Annotated in this window: 18 protein-coding genes and 1 tRNA gene; 13 read left to right on the top strand and 6 right to left on the bottom strand. The window is 66.4% G+C overall.

The window, feature by feature from the left end; all coding sequences use genetic code 11:
- Positions 1-28: 28 nt before the first annotated feature.
- The gene (locus E3O67_RS09840; RefSeq protein ID WP_241979188.1) at positions 29-1,552 is read left to right on the top strand and encodes an MFS transporter; all 1,524 of its coding nucleotides are present in this window, start codon (positions 29-31) and stop codon (positions 1,550-1,552) included.
- Between the two features lie 30 nt (positions 1,553-1,582).
- Here E3O67_RS09840 and E3O67_RS09845 read toward each other — a convergent pair whose 3' ends face one another.
- Positions 1,583-1,834, bottom strand: coding sequence for a DUF6458 family protein (locus E3O67_RS09845; protein WP_134428744.1), 252 nt, complete (start codon positions 1,832-1,834; stop codon positions 1,583-1,585).
- A gap of 102 nt (positions 1,835-1,936) precedes the next feature.
- Between E3O67_RS09845 and E3O67_RS09850 the strand changes: the two genes are divergently transcribed.
- Genes E3O67_RS09850 through E3O67_RS09860 form a run of 3 tightly spaced genes read left to right on the top strand, consistent with a single transcriptional unit; the run spans position 1,937 to position 4,919 of the window.
- Positions 1,937-3,010: a 3-isopropylmalate dehydrogenase gene (locus tag E3O67_RS09850; protein ID WP_134428746.1), complete on the top strand. Its 1,074-nt coding sequence runs from the start codon at positions 1,937-1,939 to the stop codon at positions 3,008-3,010.
- A complete protein-coding gene (locus E3O67_RS09855) occupies positions 3,007-4,152 on the top strand; it encodes a branched-chain amino acid aminotransferase (RefSeq protein ID WP_134428748.1) in 1,146 nt (381 codons plus the stop codon). Before E3O67_RS09850 ends, E3O67_RS09855 begins: the two co-directional genes overlap by 4 nt.
- Positions 4,149-4,919: a fumarylacetoacetate hydrolase family protein gene (locus tag E3O67_RS09860; RefSeq protein WP_134428750.1), complete on the top strand. Its 771-nt coding sequence runs from the start codon at positions 4,149-4,151 to the stop codon at positions 4,917-4,919. The genes E3O67_RS09855 and E3O67_RS09860 overlap by 4 nt, the downstream gene beginning before the upstream one ends.
- Before the next feature lie 56 nt (positions 4,920-4,975).
- Here the strand turns inward: E3O67_RS09860 and E3O67_RS09865 are convergent, their stop codons facing one another.
- Positions 4,976-5,593: a TetR/AcrR family transcriptional regulator gene (locus tag E3O67_RS09865; protein WP_134428752.1), complete on the bottom strand. Its 618-nt coding sequence runs from the start codon at positions 5,591-5,593 to the stop codon at positions 4,976-4,978.
- 95 nt (positions 5,594-5,688) lie between these two features.
- Between E3O67_RS09865 and E3O67_RS09870 the strand changes: the two genes are divergently transcribed.
- Both E3O67_RS09870 and E3O67_RS09875 read left to right on the top strand, forming a co-directional pair.
- On the top strand, positions 5,689-6,708 hold the full coding sequence (locus E3O67_RS09870; protein ID WP_134428754.1) for an NADP-dependent oxidoreductase: 1,020 nt from the start codon (positions 5,689-5,691) through the stop codon (positions 6,706-6,708).
- A 46-nt stretch (positions 6,709-6,754) separates the two neighbouring features.
- Positions 6,755-7,465: a type 1 glutamine amidotransferase domain-containing protein gene (locus E3O67_RS09875; protein ID WP_134428756.1), complete on the top strand. Its 711-nt coding sequence runs from the start codon at positions 6,755-6,757 to the stop codon at positions 7,463-7,465.
- 239 nt (positions 7,466-7,704) lie between these two features.
- On the opposite strand, the gene E3O67_RS09880 is transcribed toward E3O67_RS09875, so the two are convergent.
- Positions 7,705-8,847 (bottom strand): aminotransferase class V-fold PLP-dependent enzyme, encoded by a 1,143-nt coding sequence (locus E3O67_RS09880; RefSeq protein ID WP_135102596.1) that lies wholly within the window; start codon positions 8,845-8,847, stop codon positions 7,705-7,707.
- Positions 8,848-8,965: 118 nt separating this feature from the next.
- On the opposite strand from E3O67_RS09880, the gene E3O67_RS09885 reads away from it, so the two are divergent.
- The 5 genes from E3O67_RS09885 to E3O67_RS09905 all read left to right on the top strand — a co-directional run bounded on the left by E3O67_RS09885 (position 8,966) and on the right by E3O67_RS09905 (position 13,303).
- A complete protein-coding gene (locus E3O67_RS09885; protein WP_134428855.1) occupies positions 8,966-9,985 on the top strand; it encodes a LysR family transcriptional regulator in 1,020 nt (339 codons plus the stop codon).
- Positions 9,986-9,996: 11 nt separating this feature from the next.
- The gene (gltX, locus tag E3O67_RS09890) at positions 9,997-11,517 is read left to right on the top strand and encodes a glutamate--tRNA ligase (protein ID WP_135102597.1); all 1,521 of its coding nucleotides are present in this window, start codon (positions 9,997-9,999) and stop codon (positions 11,515-11,517) included.
- A 125-nt stretch (positions 11,518-11,642) separates the two neighbouring features.
- Positions 11,643-11,714, top strand: a tRNA-Gln gene (locus tag E3O67_RS09895).
- A 196-nt stretch (positions 11,715-11,910) separates the two neighbouring features.
- On the top strand, positions 11,911-12,105 hold the full coding sequence (locus tag E3O67_RS09900; protein ID WP_135102598.1) for an AlpA family transcriptional regulator: 195 nt from the start codon (positions 11,911-11,913) through the stop codon (positions 12,103-12,105).
- Positions 12,098-13,303 (top strand): tyrosine-type recombinase/integrase, encoded by a 1,206-nt coding sequence (locus E3O67_RS09905; protein WP_135102599.1) that lies wholly within the window; start codon positions 12,098-12,100, stop codon positions 13,301-13,303. The genes E3O67_RS09900 and E3O67_RS09905 overlap by 8 nt, the downstream gene beginning before the upstream one ends.
- 71 nt (positions 13,304-13,374) lie before the next feature.
- Here E3O67_RS09905 and E3O67_RS09910 read toward each other — a convergent pair whose 3' ends face one another.
- Both E3O67_RS09910 and E3O67_RS09915 read right to left on the bottom strand, forming a co-directional pair.
- The gene (locus E3O67_RS09910) at positions 13,375-13,698 is read right to left on the bottom strand and encodes a hypothetical protein (protein WP_135102600.1); all 324 of its coding nucleotides are present in this window, start codon (positions 13,696-13,698) and stop codon (positions 13,375-13,377) included.
- Between the two features lie 908 nt (positions 13,699-14,606).
- Positions 14,607-14,861: a hypothetical protein gene (locus E3O67_RS09915; protein WP_135102601.1), complete on the bottom strand. Its 255-nt coding sequence runs from the start codon at positions 14,859-14,861 to the stop codon at positions 14,607-14,609.
- A gap of 1,163 nt (positions 14,862-16,024) precedes the next feature.
- On the opposite strand from E3O67_RS09915, the gene E3O67_RS09920 reads away from it, so the two are divergent.
- The gene (locus E3O67_RS09920; RefSeq protein ID WP_135102602.1) at positions 16,025-16,627 is read left to right on the top strand and encodes a GNAT family N-acetyltransferase; all 603 of its coding nucleotides are present in this window, start codon (positions 16,025-16,027) and stop codon (positions 16,625-16,627) included.
- Positions 16,628-17,290: 663 nt separating this feature from the next.
- Here the strand turns inward: E3O67_RS09920 and E3O67_RS09925 are convergent.
- Positions 17,291-18,286: a DMT family transporter gene (locus tag E3O67_RS09925; protein ID WP_135102603.1), complete on the bottom strand. Its 996-nt coding sequence runs from the start codon at positions 18,284-18,286 to the stop codon at positions 17,291-17,293.
- On the opposite strand from E3O67_RS09925, the gene E3O67_RS09930 reads away from it, so the two are divergent.
- Positions 18,285-19,694: a PLP-dependent aminotransferase family protein gene (locus E3O67_RS09930; protein WP_135102604.1), complete on the top strand. Its 1,410-nt coding sequence runs from the start codon at positions 18,285-18,287 to the stop codon at positions 19,692-19,694. The two genes, E3O67_RS09925 and E3O67_RS09930, sit on opposite strands and share 2 nt — an antisense overlap.
- Positions 19,695-20,215: the final 521 nt, after the last annotated feature.

Genomic DNA, 20,215 nt, shown 5'->3' on the forward strand with positions numbered 1-20,215 from the left:
GAAAGCAGTCGTCACCGTGTCGAATTCCATCCGAGAGATCATCCCCGTCGCCCCCGTCAGCCGCGTGATCAGCCCCCGCCGCCGGTGGTGGGCCCTCGTCGTGCTCATGCTGCCCGTGCTCCTGGTCTCGATCGACAACACGGTGCTCAACCTGGCCCTGCCGGCTATTTCCGAGGATCTCCGCCCGACCGGCACGCAGCTGCTCTGGGTGATCGACATCTACCCGCTCATGCTCGCCGGCCTGCTGGTGGCCATGGGCAGCCTCGGTGACCGGATCGGGCGCCGTCGGCTCCTGCTGATCGGGTCGGCGGGCTTCGGCGCCGTCTCCGTGGTTGCGGCCTTCGCCCCGAGCGTCGAATGGCTGATCATCGACCGCGCCGTGCTGGGCTTCTTCGGTGCCATGCTGATGCCGCCGACGCTGTCGCTACTGCGCTCCGTCTTCACCGACCGCAACCAGCGGCGGCTGGCGATCGCGATCTGGGCAAGCGGTTTCGCCGCCGGCAGCGCCCTCGGCCCCGTGGTGGGCGGTGTGTTGTTGGAGCACTTCGCGTGGGGCTCGGTCTTCCTGCTTGCCGTGCCGCTGCTTGTGCCGCTGCTGATTCTCGGACCTATGCTCGTGCCGGAGTCCCGAGACCCGAACCCCGGACGCATCGACCTCTGGAGCATTACCCTCTCGTTGGCGACCATGCTGCCGGTCGTCTACGGCATCAAGGCCCTGGCCGAACACGGACCCACGCCCTCCTCCCTCGGACCGATCGTGTTCGGGCTGGCCGCCGGCTTCCTCTTCGTGCGCCGCCAGCCTCGCCTGACGCACCCGATGATAGACCTCGGTCTGTTCCGCCAGGGTGCCTTCAGCGGTGCGATCGGCGTCAACCTCCTCAGCGTGGTGGCTCTCGTCGGCGGCCTGTTCTTCGTCTCCCAGTACCTGCAACTCGTGCTGGCCCTCTCGCCGCTTGAGGCGGGGCTGGTGCTCGTGCCGGGACTGGCCGCGATGATCGTGTCGGGCCTACTGGTCGTGCCCATCGCCCGGCGGGTCCGACCGTCAATCGTGGTGCCGGTGGCCCTCCTGATCTCGGCCGCGGGCTACGCGGCCGCGGCGCTGGGCGGGGGAGACCTCGACGCGGCGGGCATCGCCCTCGTGTTCGTCGCCCTCGGGATCGGGATCGGTGCGGCGGAGACCGTCTCGAACGAACTGATCGTGGCGAACGCCCCGGCGGACAAGATGGGGGCGGCCTCCGCCGTCGGCGAGACGGCCTACGAGCTGGGCGCCGTGCTCGGCACGACCATCCTCGGTACCATCCTCACGGCGTCGTACCGGAGCGCGGTCGTGCTGCCGGAGGCGCTCACCGCGGCGCAGGGCGCCTCGGCGGCGGAAACGCTCGGCGGGGCCGTGGCCGTGGCCGACGGACTGCCCGACGGTCTGGCCCAGATGCTGCTCGCATCGGCCCGCGAGGCCTTCACCAGCGGAATCGGGCCCACGGCCTGGATCGGTACGGCGCTGGTGCTGGCGGCGGCGTTCGTGGCACTGGTCACCCTGCGCAAGGCCACCTGATCATTGGGGCCGCCGCCGGCACCAGTGCGACTAGATGTCGTCGACGGAACGCTTCTGCGAGGTGACCTGCTCGCCGCTCGCCGGGTCGACGGCGCTGCGGGTAGTCGTGATGCTGCTGCGCTTGCGGGTCAGCAGGACAATGCCGATGACCATGATGACGGCACCGGCGCCCATCAGGATGTAGCCGACCAGTTCGATGTCCATCCATTCGACGGTCACGTTCAGGGCGAACACCATGATGGCGCCGACGACGAGGAGGAAGATTCCCAATCCGAGACTCATGCGGGACTGCTTTCTGTTGGTTGTCAGGAGTTGTCCAGCTTAGACAATCGATGCGTCGCAGTAGGGTTTATCTACAGCCAACTTCCAGACATACGGAGTCGAATGTCCCCTCACATCAAGCTCGCTGTCATTCCCGGCGACGGAATCGGCCCCGAAGTCGTCGCTGAAGCGGTCAAGGTTCTCGAAGCGGCGACGGCCGCCGACGATGTCACCTTCGACGCAACCTGGTTCTCCCTGGGCGCGGGCCGGTTCCTGGAGACCGGCGATGTGCTCACCGACGACGACCTCGCGGCGATCGCCGGCCACGACGCCATCCTGCTGGGTGCCGTCGGGGGCGTGCCGGGGGACCCGCGCCTCGCCAACGCGAATATCGAGCGCGGACTGCTGCTGAAGCTGCGCTTCTCGCTCGATCACTACGTGAACCTGCGCCCGAGCGTTCTGTTCCCCGGGGTGCCCAGCCCGTTGGCGTCGCCCGGCAATGTCGACTTCGTGGTCGTGCGCGAGGGCACCGAGGGCCCGTATGTGGGCAACGGCGGAGCGATCCGCCAGGGCACCGCGAACGAGGTCGCGAATGAGGTCTCCGTCAACACGGCCTTCGGAGTCGAGCGCGTGGTGCGCTATGCCTTCGCCCAGGCCCAGAACCGGCCCCGCCGGCACCTCACCCTGGTGCACAAGACCAATGTGCTCGTCTTCGCCGGCAGCCTGTGGCAGAGGATTGTGATCGCCGTCGCGGCAGAATACCCCGATGTGAGCGTCGACTACCTGCACGTCGACGCGGCCACGATTTTCCTGGTCTCGAATCCGAGTAGATTTGACGTCATCGTCACGGACAACCTCTTCGGCGACATCCTCACCGATCTCGCGGCGGCAATCAGCGGCGGCATCGGTCTTGCGGCCTCCGGAAACATCAACCCCGACGGCAGGTTCCCCAGCATGTTCGAGCCGGTACACGGTTCGGCGCCGGACATCGCGGGCAAACAACTGGCTGACCCCACGGCGGCCATCCTCTCGGTGGCGCTTCTCCTGGAGCACCTCGGACTCACGGATGCCGCAGCCCGGGTGACCGCCGCCGTCACCGCCGATATCGTGGCCCGTGCGGCTCTCGGCACGCCCCGGAGCACCAGTGCCGTGGGCGACGCCATCGTGACTCGACTTACAGACAAGGGAATCCAATGAGCCAGGCAGCGACTGACGAGACATCCGGCACGGCCACCTTCCCGCTGAAGTTCAGCCTGACGCCGTCGACCGCGGCCCGCACGGAGATCGAGCGTGAGGAGATCCTCGCCGATCCCGGCTTCGGCAAGAAGTTCACCGACCACATGGTCGCCATCGACTGGACCCTCGATGAGGGCTGGCACAACGCCCGGGTGATGCCCTACGGCCCGCTGCACCTCGACCCGGCCTCCTCGGTGCTGCACTACGGCCAGGAGATCTTCGAGGGGCTGAAGGCGTACCGCCACGCTGACGGCTCGATCTGGACCTTCCGTCCGGAGAAGAACGCAGAGCGTCTGCAGCGCTCGGCTCGCCGTCTGGCGCTGCCGGAGCTCTCCGAGGCCGACTTCATCGAATCGATCCGGCAGATCGTCGCCGTCGACGGCGACTGGGTTCCCTCCGCCCGGGAGACCAGCCTCTACCTGCGGCCGTTCATGATCGCGAACGAGAGCTTCCTGGGGGTGCGGGCCGCACACCAGGTCGGCTACTACGTGATCGCCAGCCCGGCCGGCGCCTACTTCGCCGACGGTGTGGCCCCGATCAAGATCTGGCTCTCAACCGAGTATTCCCGCGCCGGCCGCGGCGGCACCGGCGCCGCCAAGTGCGGCGGCAACTACGCCGCGAGCCTGTTGCCCCAGATGCAGGCCTACGACAACGGCTGCGCCCAGGTCCTCTTCCTCGACGGTGAGACCAGCAGCCGCATCGACGAACTCGGCGGCATGAACGTGTTCTTCGTGCACGGCACCGACACGCTCGTCACCCCCCGCCTGACCGGCGCGATCCTCGAGGGCGTCACCCGCGACAGCATCATCCAGCTCGCACGGGACCGCGGCCTGACCGTGGAGGAGCGCGACGTGACCCTCGGCGAATGGCAGGACGGTGTCGCATCCGGTGCCATCACCGAAGTGTTCGCCTGCGGCACGGCCGCGGTCGTCACCCCGATCTCACAGCTCAAAGGCCCGAACCTCTCCATTGGAGACCCGGATGCCCCGGCCGGCGAGATCACGATGGCGCTCCGCCAGGAGCTTACCGACATCCAGTACGGCCGCCTGCCCGACCGCCACGGCTGGCTCACCCGGCTCGACGCCCCGGCGGCGCAGGCGTGAAGATCGCACGGTTCAGCCACGAGGGACTCATCTCCTTCGGTATCATCGACGACGACGAGATCGTGGTGCTGAAGGGGGACCCGATGTTCGCGGGCTACGACCCGACCGGGCAGCGTGTGGCCCTGCGCGACGTGAAGCTGCTCGCGCCGGTGATCCCGCGATCGAAGATCGTGGGTATGGCCTGGTCCTACTTCGCTGATGCGGCCGAGCAGTCCGCAGCGTCCGGCTTGTCCGGCGAGCCCCGGTTCTTCCTCAAGCCGAACACCTGCGTCGTCGGCCCCGGCGACCCGATCACGCTTCCAGCGTCGTCGGACGACGTGCACGTCGAGGGTGAGCTCGCGATCGTGATCGGCAAGATCACCCGCAACGTGTCCGTCGCCGACGCTGAAGCCTCGATCTGGGGCTACACGGTCGCGAACGACGTCACCGCCCGCGACCTGCAGGAGCGCGACGGCCACCTCACGCGGGCCAAAAGCTTCGACTCATTCTGCCCTCTCGGACCGGTCATCGACACCGAATACGACTGGACCGCACTGAATCTCGAGTCACGCATCAACGGCCAGGTCATCCAGACGGGCAACGCGACGCTGCTCAAGCACACCGTCGCGGAGATGATCTCCTTCGTTTCCGGCGTGTTCACCCTACTGCCGGGCGACGTCATCCTGACCGGTGCCCCCGACCGGTCCGCCCCCGTCGTGCATGGCGACGCCGTGCAGGTCGACATCGCCGGCATCGGCGTGCTGGCGAACCCGGTGCGGCGCGCCTGATCGTCAGTCGGCGCCCGTCAGTTGCGCCCGTCGGTCGCGCCCGCCAGTCGCGACCGTCAGTCGGCGGGGCCGGAGACCTCTGGGTACCAGGACCGGATCTGGTCCGTCGCCGTGTCGAGCAGCGCCACCGATTCGGTCGCGTTGACCCGGGCGAGCAGCATGGCGCTCATTCCCAGCGACGCCAAGGTGCGGGCGCGCTCGTGCGCGCGGTCCGGCCCGGTTTCGCGGGCCGCGGCGCCGGCCGCCCGGAGGGCGCCCTGCAGGGTGTTGGTCAGGTCCGATCGGTACCCCTCCACCACCTGGCGGGCGACATCGTCGTGCCCGGCGAGACCCGCCGCGCAGTTCACCAGCAGGCAGCCTCGACGCGGGGAGTCGCCGGGTAGGGCGGCGAGCGACGACCGTAGGTTGGCGAAGTAGGCGAGCAGCGAGTCCCGGCCGATCCCAGACCCGGTCAGAATGCGCAGCCGCGGGAGGATGACGGTGTCCTGGTAGTCCTCGACGGCGGCATCGAAGAGCCCGCGCTTGCTGCCGAAGGCGTGGTAGAGGCTAGACCGCTTGAGTCCCGTGGCCGATTCGAGGTCCGAGAGCGACACCATGTCGAAGCCTCTGTCCCAGAACAGGTCCCTGGCGGCCTGCACCACGGTTTGGCGCTCGAAAGACTGCAGCCGTCCCATGGCGTTTCCTCCGTCTTCGCTGTGAGTGGTTTTGTGTATCGCTCGGTACACAACATATATTAGGCCCTCCGTTACAAAAAGCAGGGGAGCCCCGCATGGCCTCGTCCACCACCAGTACTCAAATCCAACTTGCCGCCCGCCCCACCGGCTGGCCGACGGATGCCGACTTCCGCACGATCCGGACCGACCTGCCCGAGTTGAGCCCCGGCCAGGTCCGCGTGGCCAACGAGTTCGTTTCGGTCGACCCCTACATGCGCGGTCGGATGAACGACGCCAAGTCCTACTCCGCCCCCTACGCACTGAACGAGACGATGACGGGTGGGGCCGTCGGCCGCGTCGTCGCATCCGCCTCTGACGCAGTCTCCGTCGGCGACGTGGTGGTGCACCAGTTCGGCTGGCGCGACCTGGTTCAGGAGGATGCCGACGGCTTCCGGGTCGTACCCGAGCTGCCCGGCGTGCCGCTCTCCGCCTACCTCGGCGTGCTGGGCATGACCGCCCTCACCGCCTACGTCGGGCTGCTCGAGGTCGCCGGGCTCAAGGCGGGCGACACTGTCTTCGTCTCCGGCGCGGCCGGAGCCGTGGGCAGCATGGTCGGCCAGATCGCGCGGCTCAAGGGCGCGAAGCGCGTGATCGGTTCCGCCGGATCTGCCGAGAAGGTCGCCCTGCTGACCCAGAAGTACGGCTTCGACGCCGCCTTCAACTACAGGGACGGCAACATCGCCGAACAGCTCGCCGCGGCGGCGCCCGGCGGTATTGACGTCTACTTCGACAATGTCGGAGGCGAGCACCTCGAGGCCGCACTGGCCAGCTTCAACGACGGCGGACGCGCGGCCCTCTGTGGCGCGATCTCCGTCTACAACAGCACCGAGGCCGCTGCCGGCCCCCGCAACCTGGCAAACATGATCGGCCGCGGGCTGACCCTCAAGGGCTTCATCGTGGGCAACTACGTGGAGCACTTTGCCGCGTTCTCCGCCGACATGGGCGCCTGGCTGGCTTCGGGCGAGGTCGTCTTCGATGAAACCGTGGTCGACGGGATCGATCACGCGGTCGACGCCTTCCTCGGCCTCATGCGCGGCGAGAACACCGGCAAGATGGTTGTCCGCACGAACATCTGACTTTCCCGACAACATCCTTTTCACGATCACAAACTCTGGAGAACCCATGAATTCCGTACTTTTCGTCGTCAGCGCCGCAGACCACTGGACTCTCAACGACGGCAGCCTGCACCCCACCGGCTACTGGGCCGAAGAGCTCGCTGAGCCGCACCGCCTGTTCACCGAGGCCGGGTGGCAGATCACCATCGCGACGCCGGACGGCGTCGCCCCCACCATCGACGCGGGCAGCCTGACACCCGCGGCCGCCGGCGGAGAAGACCGAGCCGCGGCCATCGTGGCCTACCTCGACACGATCGGCAGTGAACTCGACGAGCCGCGCTCGATCAGTGACGTGACGGTCGCCGACTATGACGTGGTCTTCTACCCCGGTGGCCACGGCCCGATGGAAGACCTGGCCGTCGACGCCGTCTCCGGACGCATCATGACCGAGGCCCTCGACTCCGGCCGCATCCTCGGCGTGGTCTGCCATGCCCCCGCCGCGATGCTCGCCGCTAAGCGGGCCGACGGCAGCTGGCCCTTCACCGGCTACCGGATGACCGGCTTCACCGACGAGGAGGAGACCCTCGGCGGTCTCGCCCCGAAGGCGAAGTGGCTCGTGCAGAGCCGCCTGGTCGAGTTGGGCGCCGTCTTCGTTGCCGGCGAGGCGTGGGGTGAGCATACGGAAATCGACCGCAACCTCTACACCGGCCAGAACCCGGCATCCTCCGCCGCTCTTGCCGGCGAGATCATCGCCGCCGTCACCGCGAAGTCCGCGTAGCGCAGAGCGGTTTCCGGCACACCACGGCGGCGGGCCCGAACGAATTCGACGGAGATTGTCCCGTAAACAACGTTTCTGAAGTCAAAAACGGGATTTCGACCCAGAATCTCCGTCGAATCGGTTCGACGCCCGGCACGATGGGCCGCCTGTGATGAACAGGGGCAGGAAGTTCGGCCAGCTTTGACCGGCCGGGGGTCGAGCGCGTTGAGCGCGTCGCGACCCGGCTAGGGGAGACCCGGTTACGGGCGGAGGGCGCGCAGGGCGTCGGCGACGTCGTCCTCGTCGTTCCACAGGTGGAAGGCGACGCGCGCGCGTCCTGCCCGGCCCGACGCGGTGAGACCCGCCCCGGTGAGGCGGTCGAGGTCGGTGCCGTCGGCATCCGGCCAGGTCACGATCGCCTGGCCGGCCGGGGCGAGGTCGAGTCCGGTGCAGAGCGCGTCGCCCAGGGCCACCGCGTGGTCGCGAACCGCGGCCAGGTCGAGCCGGCCGAACAGGTCGAGTGCGGGTTCTGCCCCCACCCAGGCATTCCACGCCGGGGAGACGTCGAATCGGCGCGCGTCGGTCGCAAGGTCCATGCCCGGACCGTAGCAGGAGGCCCACGGGTCATGGCCGGCGTACCAGCCCGCCTGCACCGGATGCAGCAGAGCGGCCAGCCGCTCGGCCACGGTCAGGAAGGCCACGCCCCGCGGGGCGCAGAGCCACTTGTAGCTGTGACAGATCGTGGCGTCGAAGACGGATGCGTCCACCGGCATCCACCCGACGGCCTGCGTCGTGTCGCAGAGCGTGAAGCTCCTGTGAGCGTGGGCGGCGGCCACGATCGCCGCGGTGTCGGCGATGGCACCCGTCGCGGACTGCACGAGTGAGAACGCCACCAGCCAGGTGTTCGCGGTGATCCCGTCTGCCAACTCGGCCAGAGGCAGGTGCCGCACGGTGACCCCGCGGTGCGCCTGGCTGAGGAACGGGAACACCATTGAACTGAAATCGCCGTCGACGCAGAGCACCTCGGCGCCGTCGGGCACGCTCGCGCCCACGAGGCCCGCCAGCACGGATGCTTGCGACCCGATCGCGACCCGGCTCACCGGCACCGCCGCAAGCCCGGCATACGCGTGCCGAACCCGCTCGACCACGGCGGCATAGCCCGCCGCCGTGGCTCGTCCCGACGCCCACGCCTCCGCATCCGCGCGCAGGGCCGCTTCCGTCTCCCGGGTCGGCAGCCCGAGCGTGCAGGCGGCCAGGTAGCCGCGGCCGCCGCGGAACCGCTCGCGCGCCGAGCGCACTCCGATGCGGTCCGGCCGCCCGGGCAGACCCCCCGGCAGCGATGACGAGCCCTCCGGCAGCACGGGCAGCGACAAACGGGACGTGGGGGAGTCGCTCGTGATCATGCCTCCAGCATGCGGCCGGATCCATCCATTCAACAATGACCAGCAGCTGAGGCAACCCATAAGCCAGCGTTATGGTTAAGGAGTGCCCTCTCTCGCCCCGCCCGAACTCGACTCCATCATGCTGCGCGTCGTGGGCGCCCTCGCCGACCACGGTTCGATCACGGCCGCGGCCGCCGCACTCGGCTACAGCCAGCCGGCCGTGAGCCAGCAGCTCAAGCGGATCGAGCAGCGTATCGGGATGGCGGTGATCGAACGCGTCGGCCGCGGCGTGCGGCTCACCGAAGCCGGCCGGCTGCTCGCCCGGCACGCCGCGACCGTGAGCGGCGCCCTGGACACCGCCGCGGGGGAGCTATCCGAACTGCGGGGCCTGCGCTCCGGCCGGGTTCGGCTGGCGGCCTTCCCGTCCGCCTCGGCGACGATCGTGCCGCGTCTGCTTGCCGACCTCAGCCGCCGCCATCCGGGAGTCGGCGTCACCTACCTCGAGGCCGAGCCACCCGAAGCCGTGGCGCTGGTGCGGGAGAACCGGGCCGACCTGGCGATCACCTTCAGCTACCCCGGGGACCGGGTCGACCCGCACCGGGACAGCGCGGCGGGCCTCGTCGTGACCCGGCTCCGCCGCGACGAGATGATGCTCGTGCTGCCGGCCACGCACGCCCTGGCCGGCGACGGTGCCGTCGACCTCGGCGACCTGGCCGAGGAGAACTGGATCGGAGGATGTCCCCGGTGCCGCGGCCACCTGCTGGAGCTCTGCGGTCACACCGGTTTCACGCCCCGCATCTCCTACGAGACCGACAACGCGGCCGCGGTGCTCGGCCTCGTGGCGGCCGGCATCGGGGTGGCCATGCTGCCAGCGCTGGCCCTCGACTCCGTCGGCGCGCAGCCCCTGGTGGCCATCCGGCCCACCCGCGATCGTGACCACCGCACCCTGCACGCAGTCACGGTCACCGGGGCCGCTGGGGTGCCGGCCATCGCCGCCACCCTGCGCCGGCTCATCGCGCTGGCCGCGGAGCACACGGCCCACGCCCATACGGCCGCCGAGCATACGGCCGCCGAGCATACGGCCGCCGCGGCCCCGCTCGCCGCCCCCGCCGTGGCTTCACCGGCGTCTTCCTCCTCGCCTGCGGGCCGAGGCAACTAGAATCGGACGTGATGTCAGAGACAATTGCGCACCCGTTTTCCACCGCCACCGGCACCGACGTTCGCGTTCGGTTCTGCCCCTCGCCCACCGGAACGCCGCACGTCGGCCTGATCCGCACGGCGCTCTTCAACTGGGCCTACGCCCGGCACACCGGCGGCACGTTCATCTTCCGGATCGAAGACACGGACCCGGCCCGCGACACCGAGGAGAGCTTCGTGCAACTCCTCGACGCGCTCCGCTGGCTGCGCCTGGACTGGGACGAGGGTGTCGAGGTCGGCGGACCGCACGCTCCCTACCGCCAGTCCGAGCGCTACGACATCTACCGTGACGTGATCGAGCAGCTCAAGGCCTCCGGCCACATCTACGAGAGTTTCGCCACCGGCGAGGAGATCGAGGTGCGCAACGTCGCCCTCGGCCGCGACCCCAAGGCCGGCTACGACAACTTCGAGCGCGACCTGACCGAGGAGAAGAAGGCGGCCTTCCGCGCCGAGGGTCGCTCGCCGGCGCTCCGCCTCAAGGTGCCCGACACGGACATCTCCTTCGACGACCTGGTTCGCGGCGAGATCACCTTCCCGGCCGGCTCGTTCAGTGACTTCGTCGTCGTGCGGCCCAACGGGCATCCGTTGTACCCGTTCGTGAACCCGGTCGACGACGCGATGATGGGCGTCACCCACGTGCTGCGGGGTGAAGACCTGCTCTCCTCCACGCCGCGCCAGATTGCGCTGTACCACGCGCTGATCGACATCGGGCTGGCCACGTTCGTACCGCGTTTCGGGCACATGCCCTACGTGATGGGCGAGGGCAACAAAAAGCTCTCCAAGCGCGACCCCGAGTCGAACCTGTTCCACCACCGCGCCCGCGGCTTCGTGCCCGAGGGACTGGTCAACTACCTGTCGCTGCTCGGCTGGTCGCTCAGCAGCGACCGCGACGTGTTCACGATCGACGAGATGATCGCCGCGTTCGACGTCGTCGACGTGCTGCCGAACCCGGCCCGCTTCGACCTCAAGAAGGCCGAGTCGCTCAACGGCGACCACATCCGTCTGCTCGAGCCCGCCGACTTCGCAGCCCGGGTCATCCCGTACCTGGTGGCCGCCGGCGACGTGTCCGAGCCGCTCAGCGAGGTGCAGCAGGCCATCCTCGAGGCGGCCGCACCGCTCGTGCAGGAGCGAATCGCCCTTCTCGGCGAGGCGCCCGGCATGCTCGGCTTCCTGTTCATCGGCGGCGACTCGCTGGTGTACCAGCCGGATGCGCTGGCCTCGCTCCCGAAGAACGCGCGCGAGATCCTCGCCGCGTCCACGGCCGCGCTGCTCGACATTCCCGAAGCGGAATGGACCCACGACCGCGTGCACACGAGCCTGACCGAGACGCTGATCGATGGGCTCGCCCTCAAGCCGCGCGTGGCCTTCGGACCGTTGCGGGTCGCTGTCTCCGGCCGTCGCATCTCGCCGCCGCTGTTCGAGTCGATGGAGATCCTCGGCAAGGCGGAGTCCGTGCTGCGCCTCGCCCGCTTGGCGGCTACCACCCCCGAGTGACCTGCGTCGTCGGGGCCGGTCACGGGGCCTGCCCCGGCGAGCCGCCGGATATTTCGGCTCCGAGTTTGTCGCAACTCCCAGAGTGGGTTAGAGTTACGAGTCGGTCCGTTCCGCGGAATGGGCAGTGGGGTATGGTGTAATTGGCAACACGACTGATTCTGGTTCAGTTGTTCTTGGTTCGAGTCCAGGTACCCCAGCAGTAGCAGGCGCAGGATTCCGCGGCGATATCACCCATCGCCCATCCTTCCTTCGAGGCCCGAAACGGGCTGAATTACCAGATACGACACCAGATACCCCAGGCAGCAGTGCTGGGTTGTCGTGCGGCCCGGACAGATACTGATCTGTCACGGCCCACGCGGATGGCTCCCGGTAGCGCCTACGCACCTTTTGGGCATGGACGCGACAACGCAGGTTACTCCGACGTTCCTCACCCAGCACGAACTGTCCAAGTTGCTTCGACTCCCCGAGCGCACGCTGGAAGATTGGCGTCTCACCCATACGGGCCCGCCGTACCTGAAGCTCGGCCGGCACGTACGCTACGACGTCCAGGACGTGCTCGTCTGGGTCCAGGAGCATCGGCATGGGTAAGCCGCAGATCCCCGCCGGTGAGTTGGGCAAGATCGGCGTCAAGCGCCTCCCCAGTGGCCGGTACCGGGCCCGTGCCTCTACCCGTGACGACAGCGGCGCTCTGCATCGTCTCGGCGCGACCGCGGAGATCGAGGAACGGGCTCGCACCGAGGTCGGCCGCCAGGCAATGGCCTTGTCGACCGGTGGGTTTGGGAGCCTTGCGCCGTCGAACACGGTTGCCGATGCAGTCGAGCTCTGGTTGCCTCAGATCCTCACCCGCGCGAAGACCGGCAGCCTCACCTACTCGACTTATGAATCGTATGAGACGACAGCACGACTGGTTATCCTGCCTCGGTGCGGGGGAGTGCAGCTTGACCGGCTCACCGTCGGGCGCTGCGACCGCATTCTCCAAAAAATTCTGGAGGAGGAATCGATCTTGAAAGCACGTCACGCCCGCGCGGATTTGAGTCTCATCTGTGGCTACGCCGTGCGCGACGATGCGATGGGCGCTAATCCTGTGCGCGACGTTCAGCGCTTGCCGACAACGCCGAAGAAGGAGTCGACACTCACCACGGTGCAAATCACCACCATCCGCAAACTCATGCAGCAGTGGAGAATCACGCGGGAGGACGGTCCGAGGCCCAACTACCGGATCTTGATCGACGGCATGGAAATCATGTTGGGCACCTCGATCCGGATCGGAGAATGCCTCGGCCTGCGTCGCTGCGACGTGGACATGACGACCCTGCCTCCGACCCTCGTCGTCAACGGAACCATTGTCAGCACGAAGGCAGAAGGGATCCATCGCAAAGCCTCTCCGAAGCGCTCGCGACAACGGCGCAGCATCGCTCTCCCATCGATGGCCGCAGCGGCCGTTCGGCGCCGGCTGGCCCTTGCCGATCCCGACCCCGAGGCGTCACTGTTCGCCACCAAGTCCGGCCATTCACTGAGCGTCAGCAACTACGAGCGCTTACTCCGTTCGCTCATTGCCGACGAGCGCGCAAACCTGGTCAAACTGGGAGTCGATGTCGACGAATACACCACGCACATCTACCGACGCACCGCGGCAACGCTCATCGAGCGGGCCGCCGGCATCACGCTGGCATCTCGACTGCTCGGCCATGCGAACGAGCAGACCACGCGAAACAGCTACATTGTCACGGCCGACCTGGTCGACCCCGTGACGGCTGAGATCCTCGACGCTGTGCTCGGTGGTTGAACAAGGTCAGACGATTCAAGAATGAGTCCGTAGGAGGAACCTTATGCGGGCAGGTCTGGTGCTGGGTCGTGCTAGGTGGGGCGGATCATCGGTTTGAGAGTGACGAGTCCTGCCGGGAGGTCGCGGTGCCACGCTTCGATCTCGGCCGTGATCGCCCGTGGTGTCGCGATGAGGTGGTCGACACCGTCATCGTTGATTTGGTCGATGAGTGTTGAGAGAGCCCAGAGCTCGACCTGGTGGGCGAGGTGTACGCCGGCATCGCGGTACTGCTGTTGGGTCCATCTCGACTGAACCAGGGTGAGGAGATCGCCGTGTAGCTCGGTGAGAGACTCCCGTACGGCATCGGGGTCCGGTGCGGAGATGACTGCTCTCCAGGTTTTGTCGGAGGCGCTCAAATAACGGCGACTCCTGCGGGTGCCGAGTGCTCACTGTTCTGTGCAGGATGAACCCCCGGTTTGGAGTAGTGCGCCCTGTTACAAGCGGCAGATCCGCAGTCCTGGCGGTGACCACTCAAATCGAAATTGTTGATCGGCTCTGCTGGCTATAGGAAGCGGTCAGGAGTGGCGCAAGTCCCGTCGATGTGAGGCAGTCGACTTGGAAAATGCTCGTGATTCGGGCAACCAGAGCAGCACACAACCGAGCACAGTGAGGACAGTAGACAACACCCCCAGCACTGTCGGGACCACGAGAGCAAGTAGCTGAGTCGCTGCGAACACTGTGAGATAGATCACCGGCCAGCGCCGCCCTCTAGTCGCAAGCAACCCGGCTACAACGGGCATCACAACAAGCCAAGCGCTCGCCACGGTGTAGCTCAGAACCACCAGAATAATGGTTATGGTTTGTGCCGTAGCCCACGGGGAACTGACGAGCCCCGAGACGGTGAGGACTAACGCCAAGCCAGCCCCCGCCGTAATCGAAAGGAAAGCGTAGGAGACCGCGGCTGGCGTCGTTGGCCTTTCGGACGCTGACGGCCCAAACTTGTAATCGCGACTGATCTTCCCCGTGCGCTTCATATCCATCGACGTTCTACCTCAGTTCGTCTTCCTGCACCAAGCAGACTATACGGAAAAAAGTGAACTTCTCGGCAAGCGCCGCGCGACGTTCTCGGGAGAATTCAGCGTCCAGAAAGACCACTACTCCGCCCGGTTCGCCAAGCCCAGTAGGATCTCTCAGAATCCAGCCAGATAGCTGTGTCGTATGCCACTGACCCGACGTCTGCCGGCACGCGTCTGGTGCGAAACGGGGGAGCGGCTGCCGATCAGGACCAGGGACCGCAAGGGAACCGTGAGCGAAGAGCGCGTGTCTAAAACTCGTAGCCGTGGGTCAGACGCCAGACAAGAATGGTGAATGCGAAGACCCCAAAGACTACATAGCCGACGCCCGCGATACGAAGGTTCCCAGTCTTGTAAACAGTGCTCCGCATCTTCTCTGGATACATGGTCATCGTGTCGCCCAGAAGTTTGAAGAACTTCGCGAGAGGTTCAGGCCAAAGCAGGATGGCAACGCCCGAGGGGATCGCAATGATGCCCATTACAAGCATTGCGATGTTGGCGGCCATGTGGTGATCATAGCGACGCTCACAATCTCCAACGCCCAATCGGCCCGTAAGGCGGACGTCCATGGGCGCAGATTCGGCGCCAAGTCGCCGTGGTTCTGACGTTTCGGGGGAGTGGCGTTTGGGAAGCTGCACTGCAAATACGTATGCATGCTGAGGTGCGTCTCGGCGAAGCGGCATCGGGTGACCACTTTGCCGGTCGGCATTGGAAGCTCCGCAACAGGCGCTCGGACGCTCTTGATCTGAACGAGCCGGGGAGGCGTCTCAGGTGAGGTCGTCAACGGTAACGGTCTTGTACGGGCTGATCGGATTGCTCGTCGCGGCGGCAGCCGTCTTTGGAGGTTGGGCCTCCGTAGCGCTATTCGACCGGCGGTTTGAGAGACGGCCAAGCAGGCGCGTTGCGTTGGCCGCCGTAGGGGCAGCCGCGGGAACCATGCTGTTGGGATCCCTTGCTGGAATAGTGGATTCGGTGCAAGGGTCCGCCTCCTGGCTGGTGGTCATCGTCGGGATTACTTTCGTGCTGGCGGTCGTGGCGGCGATTGCTGCCGCGGTATTGGTTTCCTATGCGGAGAGGCACGCTTCAAGTAGTTCCGTGAAAGCGGTCTCGCAGGCTGCAGATGGCCGTTGGATCTAGCTGAGACAGCAAAATGCGGACACTTAGTGTCCCGTGTGATGCAAGGGCTTGCGGATCAAGCGTGGCTCTACGCCGCTCAATGTTGGGCTGCCGGTACGAGGGCTAATGCTCTGCCTGGCCGAGCGCCTCAATCAATTGGAACCGCTCCAGCACGACGAGCGTTTCGTCATCGACTGTGAAGTCTGAATTGTTGAGGAAGTCACGCATCTCCGCGCTGTGCCAGAAGGCTTCGTCTTCTGGCGACGAGGGACTCCGCCACCCGGGCCGTCAACTGGGGCAAAGACAATGACCGAGACGCAATCTAGAGCGGTGCGTGTACTCATCGGGGGCATCGTTGTGCTGATCCTCGCGGTGGACCGCGAAGCGTGGCCGGCGTCCCTCGCGCTGTGAACAGCACCGCTTCATGGGATTTTTCGCAGCGGTGAGTGGCGCTTTCAGCGTGTCCGTGGAAAAGTCTTCGGTGATCGATCAGGCACGCATAGTCCGTTCCGAGCGCGGCACACGGCGGGCCCGTAACTGGCACGATAGCTAAATGACGGACGACACCCCTTCTACGCCGCTCGACCACGTCACGTGGCCGTTGTCAACAGAACGTCTTACTTTGCGCCGAGTGAGCATGACCGATGAGAGCGCCATGTGGGCCTACCGGCAGCTCCAGGAAGTCAGTCGGTGGGGTTCGTGGAGGCCAGCCGACCAAGCGGACTGGCGAAGGCTCCTTCAAAGGCGACTCCGTGACGTTCTGGTCATCGAAGTGGACGGCCAGATCATCGGAGACCTCATGGTCAAGGTGGAGGACGCTTGGGGTCAGCGAGAGGTAGCCGATGGCGCCAGAAGCATGCAGGCTGAGCTTGGCTGGGCCCTGAACCCGAGCATGGGCGGCCAGGGGTTTGCGACTGAAGCTGTCCGGGAAGCATTGCGGCTCTGCTTCGAGGATCTGCAACTACATCGGGTCGTGGCGGAAATGTTTGCGGCGAACGAGCCGTCCCGTCGCCTCGCCGAGCGGATAGGAATGCGCCACGAAATGCACGGCGTGCGTGACTCCCTCCATCGTGACCTCGGATGGATTGACGGGATCGGATACGCGCTCTTGGCCGATGAGTGGAAATACCAGCGGGAACCGAAGCAGATCTTCTAATTGTCGGCTCATGCGGCTGGGCTCCAGTGCCGAAGGTCTTCAGAACAGGTAATGCGATAGGCCGTCCCGGAGCGGGTTCCCCTGCCCGCTGCTGTGTTGTTGCTGTTAGAGCGTGATGCCGCTGTCCCTCGCAAAGGTCGGTGCGGCCTCGGGCCACTTGAGGTGTGGGCGCTCGACCTGATGTACATCAGCGTGAAGGACGCCACCGCGACGAATGCGAGGGTGCCGGCAGCTCCACCGGAGCCCACGGTCGCTGTCTGGCCGAGGTAGGCGAACAGCCCCAGTCCGGGGAGGGCCGCACCGATACCCGCGATGATCCCCTGCACGACAGGTGGACGCTGCAAACGATGATCGATGATCCACAGCGCTAGAGAGGCACCAACAACTGCGGCCAAACTGAACACGAGACCACCAAATGTGCTGAGCATAAGTTGAACCATGAGGGATGGGGTCGCAACTTGGGGATTGGCCAGGGCGGCAGTGAGATGCGCCCCGGTGGCTAGGGCTGCGGCTGAAGCCACGCCGAGAAATACCCCCAGCAACATCGTGAACGCGACCGCTCCCGGCTTGCAGGCGGCCACATCCTGTCGACTCAGCCTCCCCATGGGAGACAGCATCGCACATGCTCGCACGCTTGGCAGGAATTCCCATTGGGCGTTCGGCTTATGGAAGGTTGGTGCTGGGCATCGCCCCGACTGGTGATGATTCAACTGCACGGTCCTCGGCGGAGCGTGTGGGCTTGACGCGATTCAGGCGTGTTCGCACGGCGATGCCGGCGCAGAGAATGACCGCGATGCCGCCGATGATCGTCTGCCAGGTGAGCTTTTCGTGGAGGATGAGGGCGGCCCAGGCGATGCTGAGGACGGGTTGGGTGAGTTGTACCTGGCTGACTTGGGCCATGGGCCCGATGGCCAGTCCGCGGTACCAGGCGAAGAATCCCAGGAACATGCTCACCACGCCGAGGTAGGCGAATGCGGCCCATTGGGTGGGCGTGCCGGTGGGTGGCTGGTTGACGATGGCGATTGTTGTCAGGGTGACCATGAGAGGCGCGGCCAGAACGAGGGCCCACGACACGGTTGGCCACGCTCCGATCTCGCGCGCGAGCAGGCCGCCTTCGGCATAGCCGATGGCCGCGGCCACGACGGCACCGAACAGGAGCAGGTCTGACCAGTGCCAGCGGATGCCTCCCCCTCCCTGCTGGGAGGCGAAGGCCACGGCCACCAGGGCTCCGACGGCGGCCATGATCCAGAACGGGAGCGGTGGTCGCTCGTGGCCGCGGATGACGGCCATGACGGCCGTCGCGGCTGGAAGGAGAGCAATGACTACGGCGCTGTGACTGGCCGACGCCGTCGTGAGGGCAAAGGACGTCAGGAGAGGGAAGCCGACGACGACACCACCTGCGACGACGGCGAGGCGAAGCCACTGAATGCCGCGCGGAAGGTGCTGGCGCGTGATGATCAGGGCGGCCGCGGCGAGCACGGCAGCGATAACAGCGCGCCCGGATCCGATGAACAACGGTGACATGCTCTCGACGGCCACGCGGGTGAACGGCACGGTGAAGGAAAACGCGGCGACACCCAGCAGCCCCCAAGCGAGGCCGGCCCGGGAAGGGGATAGCGGTGCGGGCATCCACTTGATAGCGCTATTGTTATCTGACATGGACAACGATAGCAGTTTTCGGATCGTGGCCGCACTGCGTGAATGGATTGTTGGCCAGGCGCCGGGCGCTCGGCTGCCCACCAGCCGGATGCTCGTCGCCGAGTACGGGGCAAGCCCGGTGACAGTACAGAAAGCACTGCGCACTCTTGTGGCGCAGGGGCTAATTGAAACCCGTCCGGGGGCCGGCGCCTTCGTTCGCGCGGTACGTACCGCGCGCCCGCTCGACTTCAGCTGGCAGACCGCGGCCCTGCGTTCCCCGAGCAGTCACCTCGGCGGGTTGAGCCCCGCGCTGCGTGCCGCGCCGCAGGGGAGCATTGCTTTGCATTCCGGATATCCGGACCGGGAGCTGTTGCCGGAGCGGCTGGTGCGGTCGGCGCTGGCGCGCGCGGCCCGCAGCGAGGCGGCACTGACACGCTCACCGGTCGCGGGGCTTCCGGAGCTGCAGTCCTGGTTCGCCCAGGAGCTCGGTGCCGCGACACCGGTCGGCGTGACTCCGCCCCTGCCAAGTGATGTCATCGTGCTTCCCGGGAGCCAAAGCGGTCTGGCCACGATTTTTCGTGCCCTGGTCACCACCGGAGCACCGCTGCTGATGGAATCGCCCACCTATTGGGGCGCGATCCAGGCTGCGGCTCAAGCCGGCGTCGACGTGGTCCCGGTTCCGTCCGGACCTGAGGGGCCCGATCCCGACGAGCTCGCTCGGGCGTTCCAGGAAACCGGTTCGCGGGTCTTCTATGCACAGCCCACCTATGCGAACCCGACCGGCGCACAGTGGTCAGAGACCACGACGACGCAGATCCTCGACGTTGTTCGGGCGCACGGCGCCTTTCTGGTCGAGGACGACTGGGCCCACGACTTCGGCATCGATACCGACCCGCATCCTGTCGCCGCGCGCGATGACGCCGGCCACGTCGTCTATGTGCGATCTCTCACGAAGAGCGTCTCGCCGTCCCTGCGCGTGGCGGCAATCATTGCCCGCGGCCCCGCCCAGGAACGCATTCTCGTTGACCGCGGTGCCGAATCGATGTACGTCAGCGGGATCCTTCAAGCCGCAGTGCTTGACGTCGTCACCCAGCCCGGTTGGCAGACCCACCTCCGCAGCCTTCGCCCGCAGCTGCGGGCCCGGCGAGATCTGCTACTGACGAGTCTGCGCGAGCATGCACCCGACGCCCACATAACCACGGTTCCGACTGGTGGTCTCAATCTGTGGGCTCGCTTGCCCGATGGGACAAGCCTCGAGCGGCTCGTCGCAGACTGCGAAGCCGCCGGAGTCCTAATCGCTGCCGGATCGAGTTGGTTCCCGGCCGAGGCCACCGGCCCCTTCATCAGGCTCAACTACTCCGGGCCGAACCCGGGGGCATTTCCCGACGGTGCCCGCATCATCGGCCAAGCACTTTTGTCCAATCACTGAGGTGACCGCGGCCCGCGAGCGCTGTCTGTCACCTCGAGCGCACCGCGCATAGTTGGTGGCACCGCGGGACTGCTGTCTCACCCGTCCCGTAGGAGGTTCCGCTTACGGGCAGGAGACGGCGTTGGATCCGTGTGCGTCTTCGAGATACCGTCTTCAGCGGAGTGCCATCATGGAAGCAGCGGGAGAACATGAACCGGCCCTGACAGCTAGGAATCTAGTGAGCACGCGAACCGACGCAAGGACTTCAAGAACTAGCCACCCGCATGCCTTGTGGTTCGCTGCGGGATCAGCAACCGCCGCAGTGACCGGTGGTTTGTTAGCGGCACTCTATATTGCATCCGTTATCGGGCTCGCCTGACGTAACCGTGGGTGGTTTCAGAGCGCCTTAACGAGTGCACGCCGCTCTCCGTCTGGTCACGTCCCGCTGAGTGGTGGAGTTTCTCAACACCGTGCGGGTCAGCTGTTTTAGTTTAGGCGGCGGCGAGTTCGGGGAGGATCACCGCCTCGTCGATGACCTCGAT

The sequence above is a fragment of the Cryobacterium sp. TMT3-29-2 genome (assembly GCF_004564305.1).
Classification (GTDB): Bacteria; Actinomycetota; Actinomycetes; order Actinomycetales; family Microbacteriaceae; genus Cryobacterium; species Cryobacterium sinapicolor.

What these genes read in the sequence shown, in the direction of transcription:
- E3O67_RS09845 (WP_134428744.1), bottom strand. Translation starts at nt 1,834, where the DNA reads ATGAGTCTCGGATTGGGAATCTTCCTCCTCGTCGTCGGCGCCATCATG.
- E3O67_RS09850 (WP_134428746.1), top strand. Translation starts at nt 1,937, where the DNA reads ATGTCCCCTCACATCAAGCTCGCTGTCATTCCCGGCGACGGAATCGGC.
- E3O67_RS09855 (WP_134428748.1), top strand. Translation starts at nt 3,007, where the DNA reads ATGAGCCAGGCAGCGACTGACGAGACATCCGGCACGGCCACCTTCCCG.
- E3O67_RS09865 (WP_134428752.1), bottom strand. Translation starts at nt 5,593, where the DNA reads ATGGGACGGCTGCAGTCTTTCGAGCGCCAAACCGTGGTGCAGGCCGCC.
- E3O67_RS09870 (WP_134428754.1), top strand. Translation starts at nt 5,689, where the DNA reads ATGGCCTCGTCCACCACCAGTACTCAAATCCAACTTGCCGCCCGCCCC.
- E3O67_RS09875 (WP_134428756.1), top strand. Translation starts at nt 6,755, where the DNA reads ATGAATTCCGTACTTTTCGTCGTCAGCGCCGCAGACCACTGGACTCTC.
- E3O67_RS09880 (WP_135102596.1), bottom strand. Translation starts at nt 8,847, where the DNA reads ATGATCACGAGCGACTCCCCCACGTCCCGTTTGTCGCTGCCCGTGCTG.
- E3O67_RS09885 (WP_134428855.1), top strand. Translation starts at nt 8,966, where the DNA reads ATGCTGCGCGTCGTGGGCGCCCTCGCCGACCACGGTTCGATCACGGCC.
- gltX (WP_135102597.1), top strand. Translation starts at nt 9,997, where the DNA reads ATGTCAGAGACAATTGCGCACCCGTTTTCCACCGCCACCGGCACCGAC.
- E3O67_RS09900 (WP_135102598.1), top strand. Translation starts at nt 11,911, where the DNA reads ATGGACGCGACAACGCAGGTTACTCCGACGTTCCTCACCCAGCACGAA.
- E3O67_RS09905 (WP_135102599.1), top strand. Translation starts at nt 12,098, where the DNA reads ATGGGTAAGCCGCAGATCCCCGCCGGTGAGTTGGGCAAGATCGGCGTC.
- E3O67_RS09915 (WP_135102601.1), bottom strand. Translation starts at nt 14,861, where the DNA reads ATGGCCGCCAACATCGCAATGCTTGTAATGGGCATCATTGCGATCCCC.
- E3O67_RS09920 (WP_135102602.1), top strand. Translation starts at nt 16,025, where the DNA reads ATGACGGACGACACCCCTTCTACGCCGCTCGACCACGTCACGTGGCCG.
- E3O67_RS09930 (WP_135102604.1), top strand. Translation starts at nt 18,285, where the DNA reads ATGGACAACGATAGCAGTTTTCGGATCGTGGCCGCACTGCGTGAATGG.
- E3O67_RS09925 (WP_135102603.1), bottom strand. Translation starts at nt 18,286, where the DNA reads ATGTCAGATAACAATAGCGCTATCAAGTGGATGCCCGCACCGCTATCC.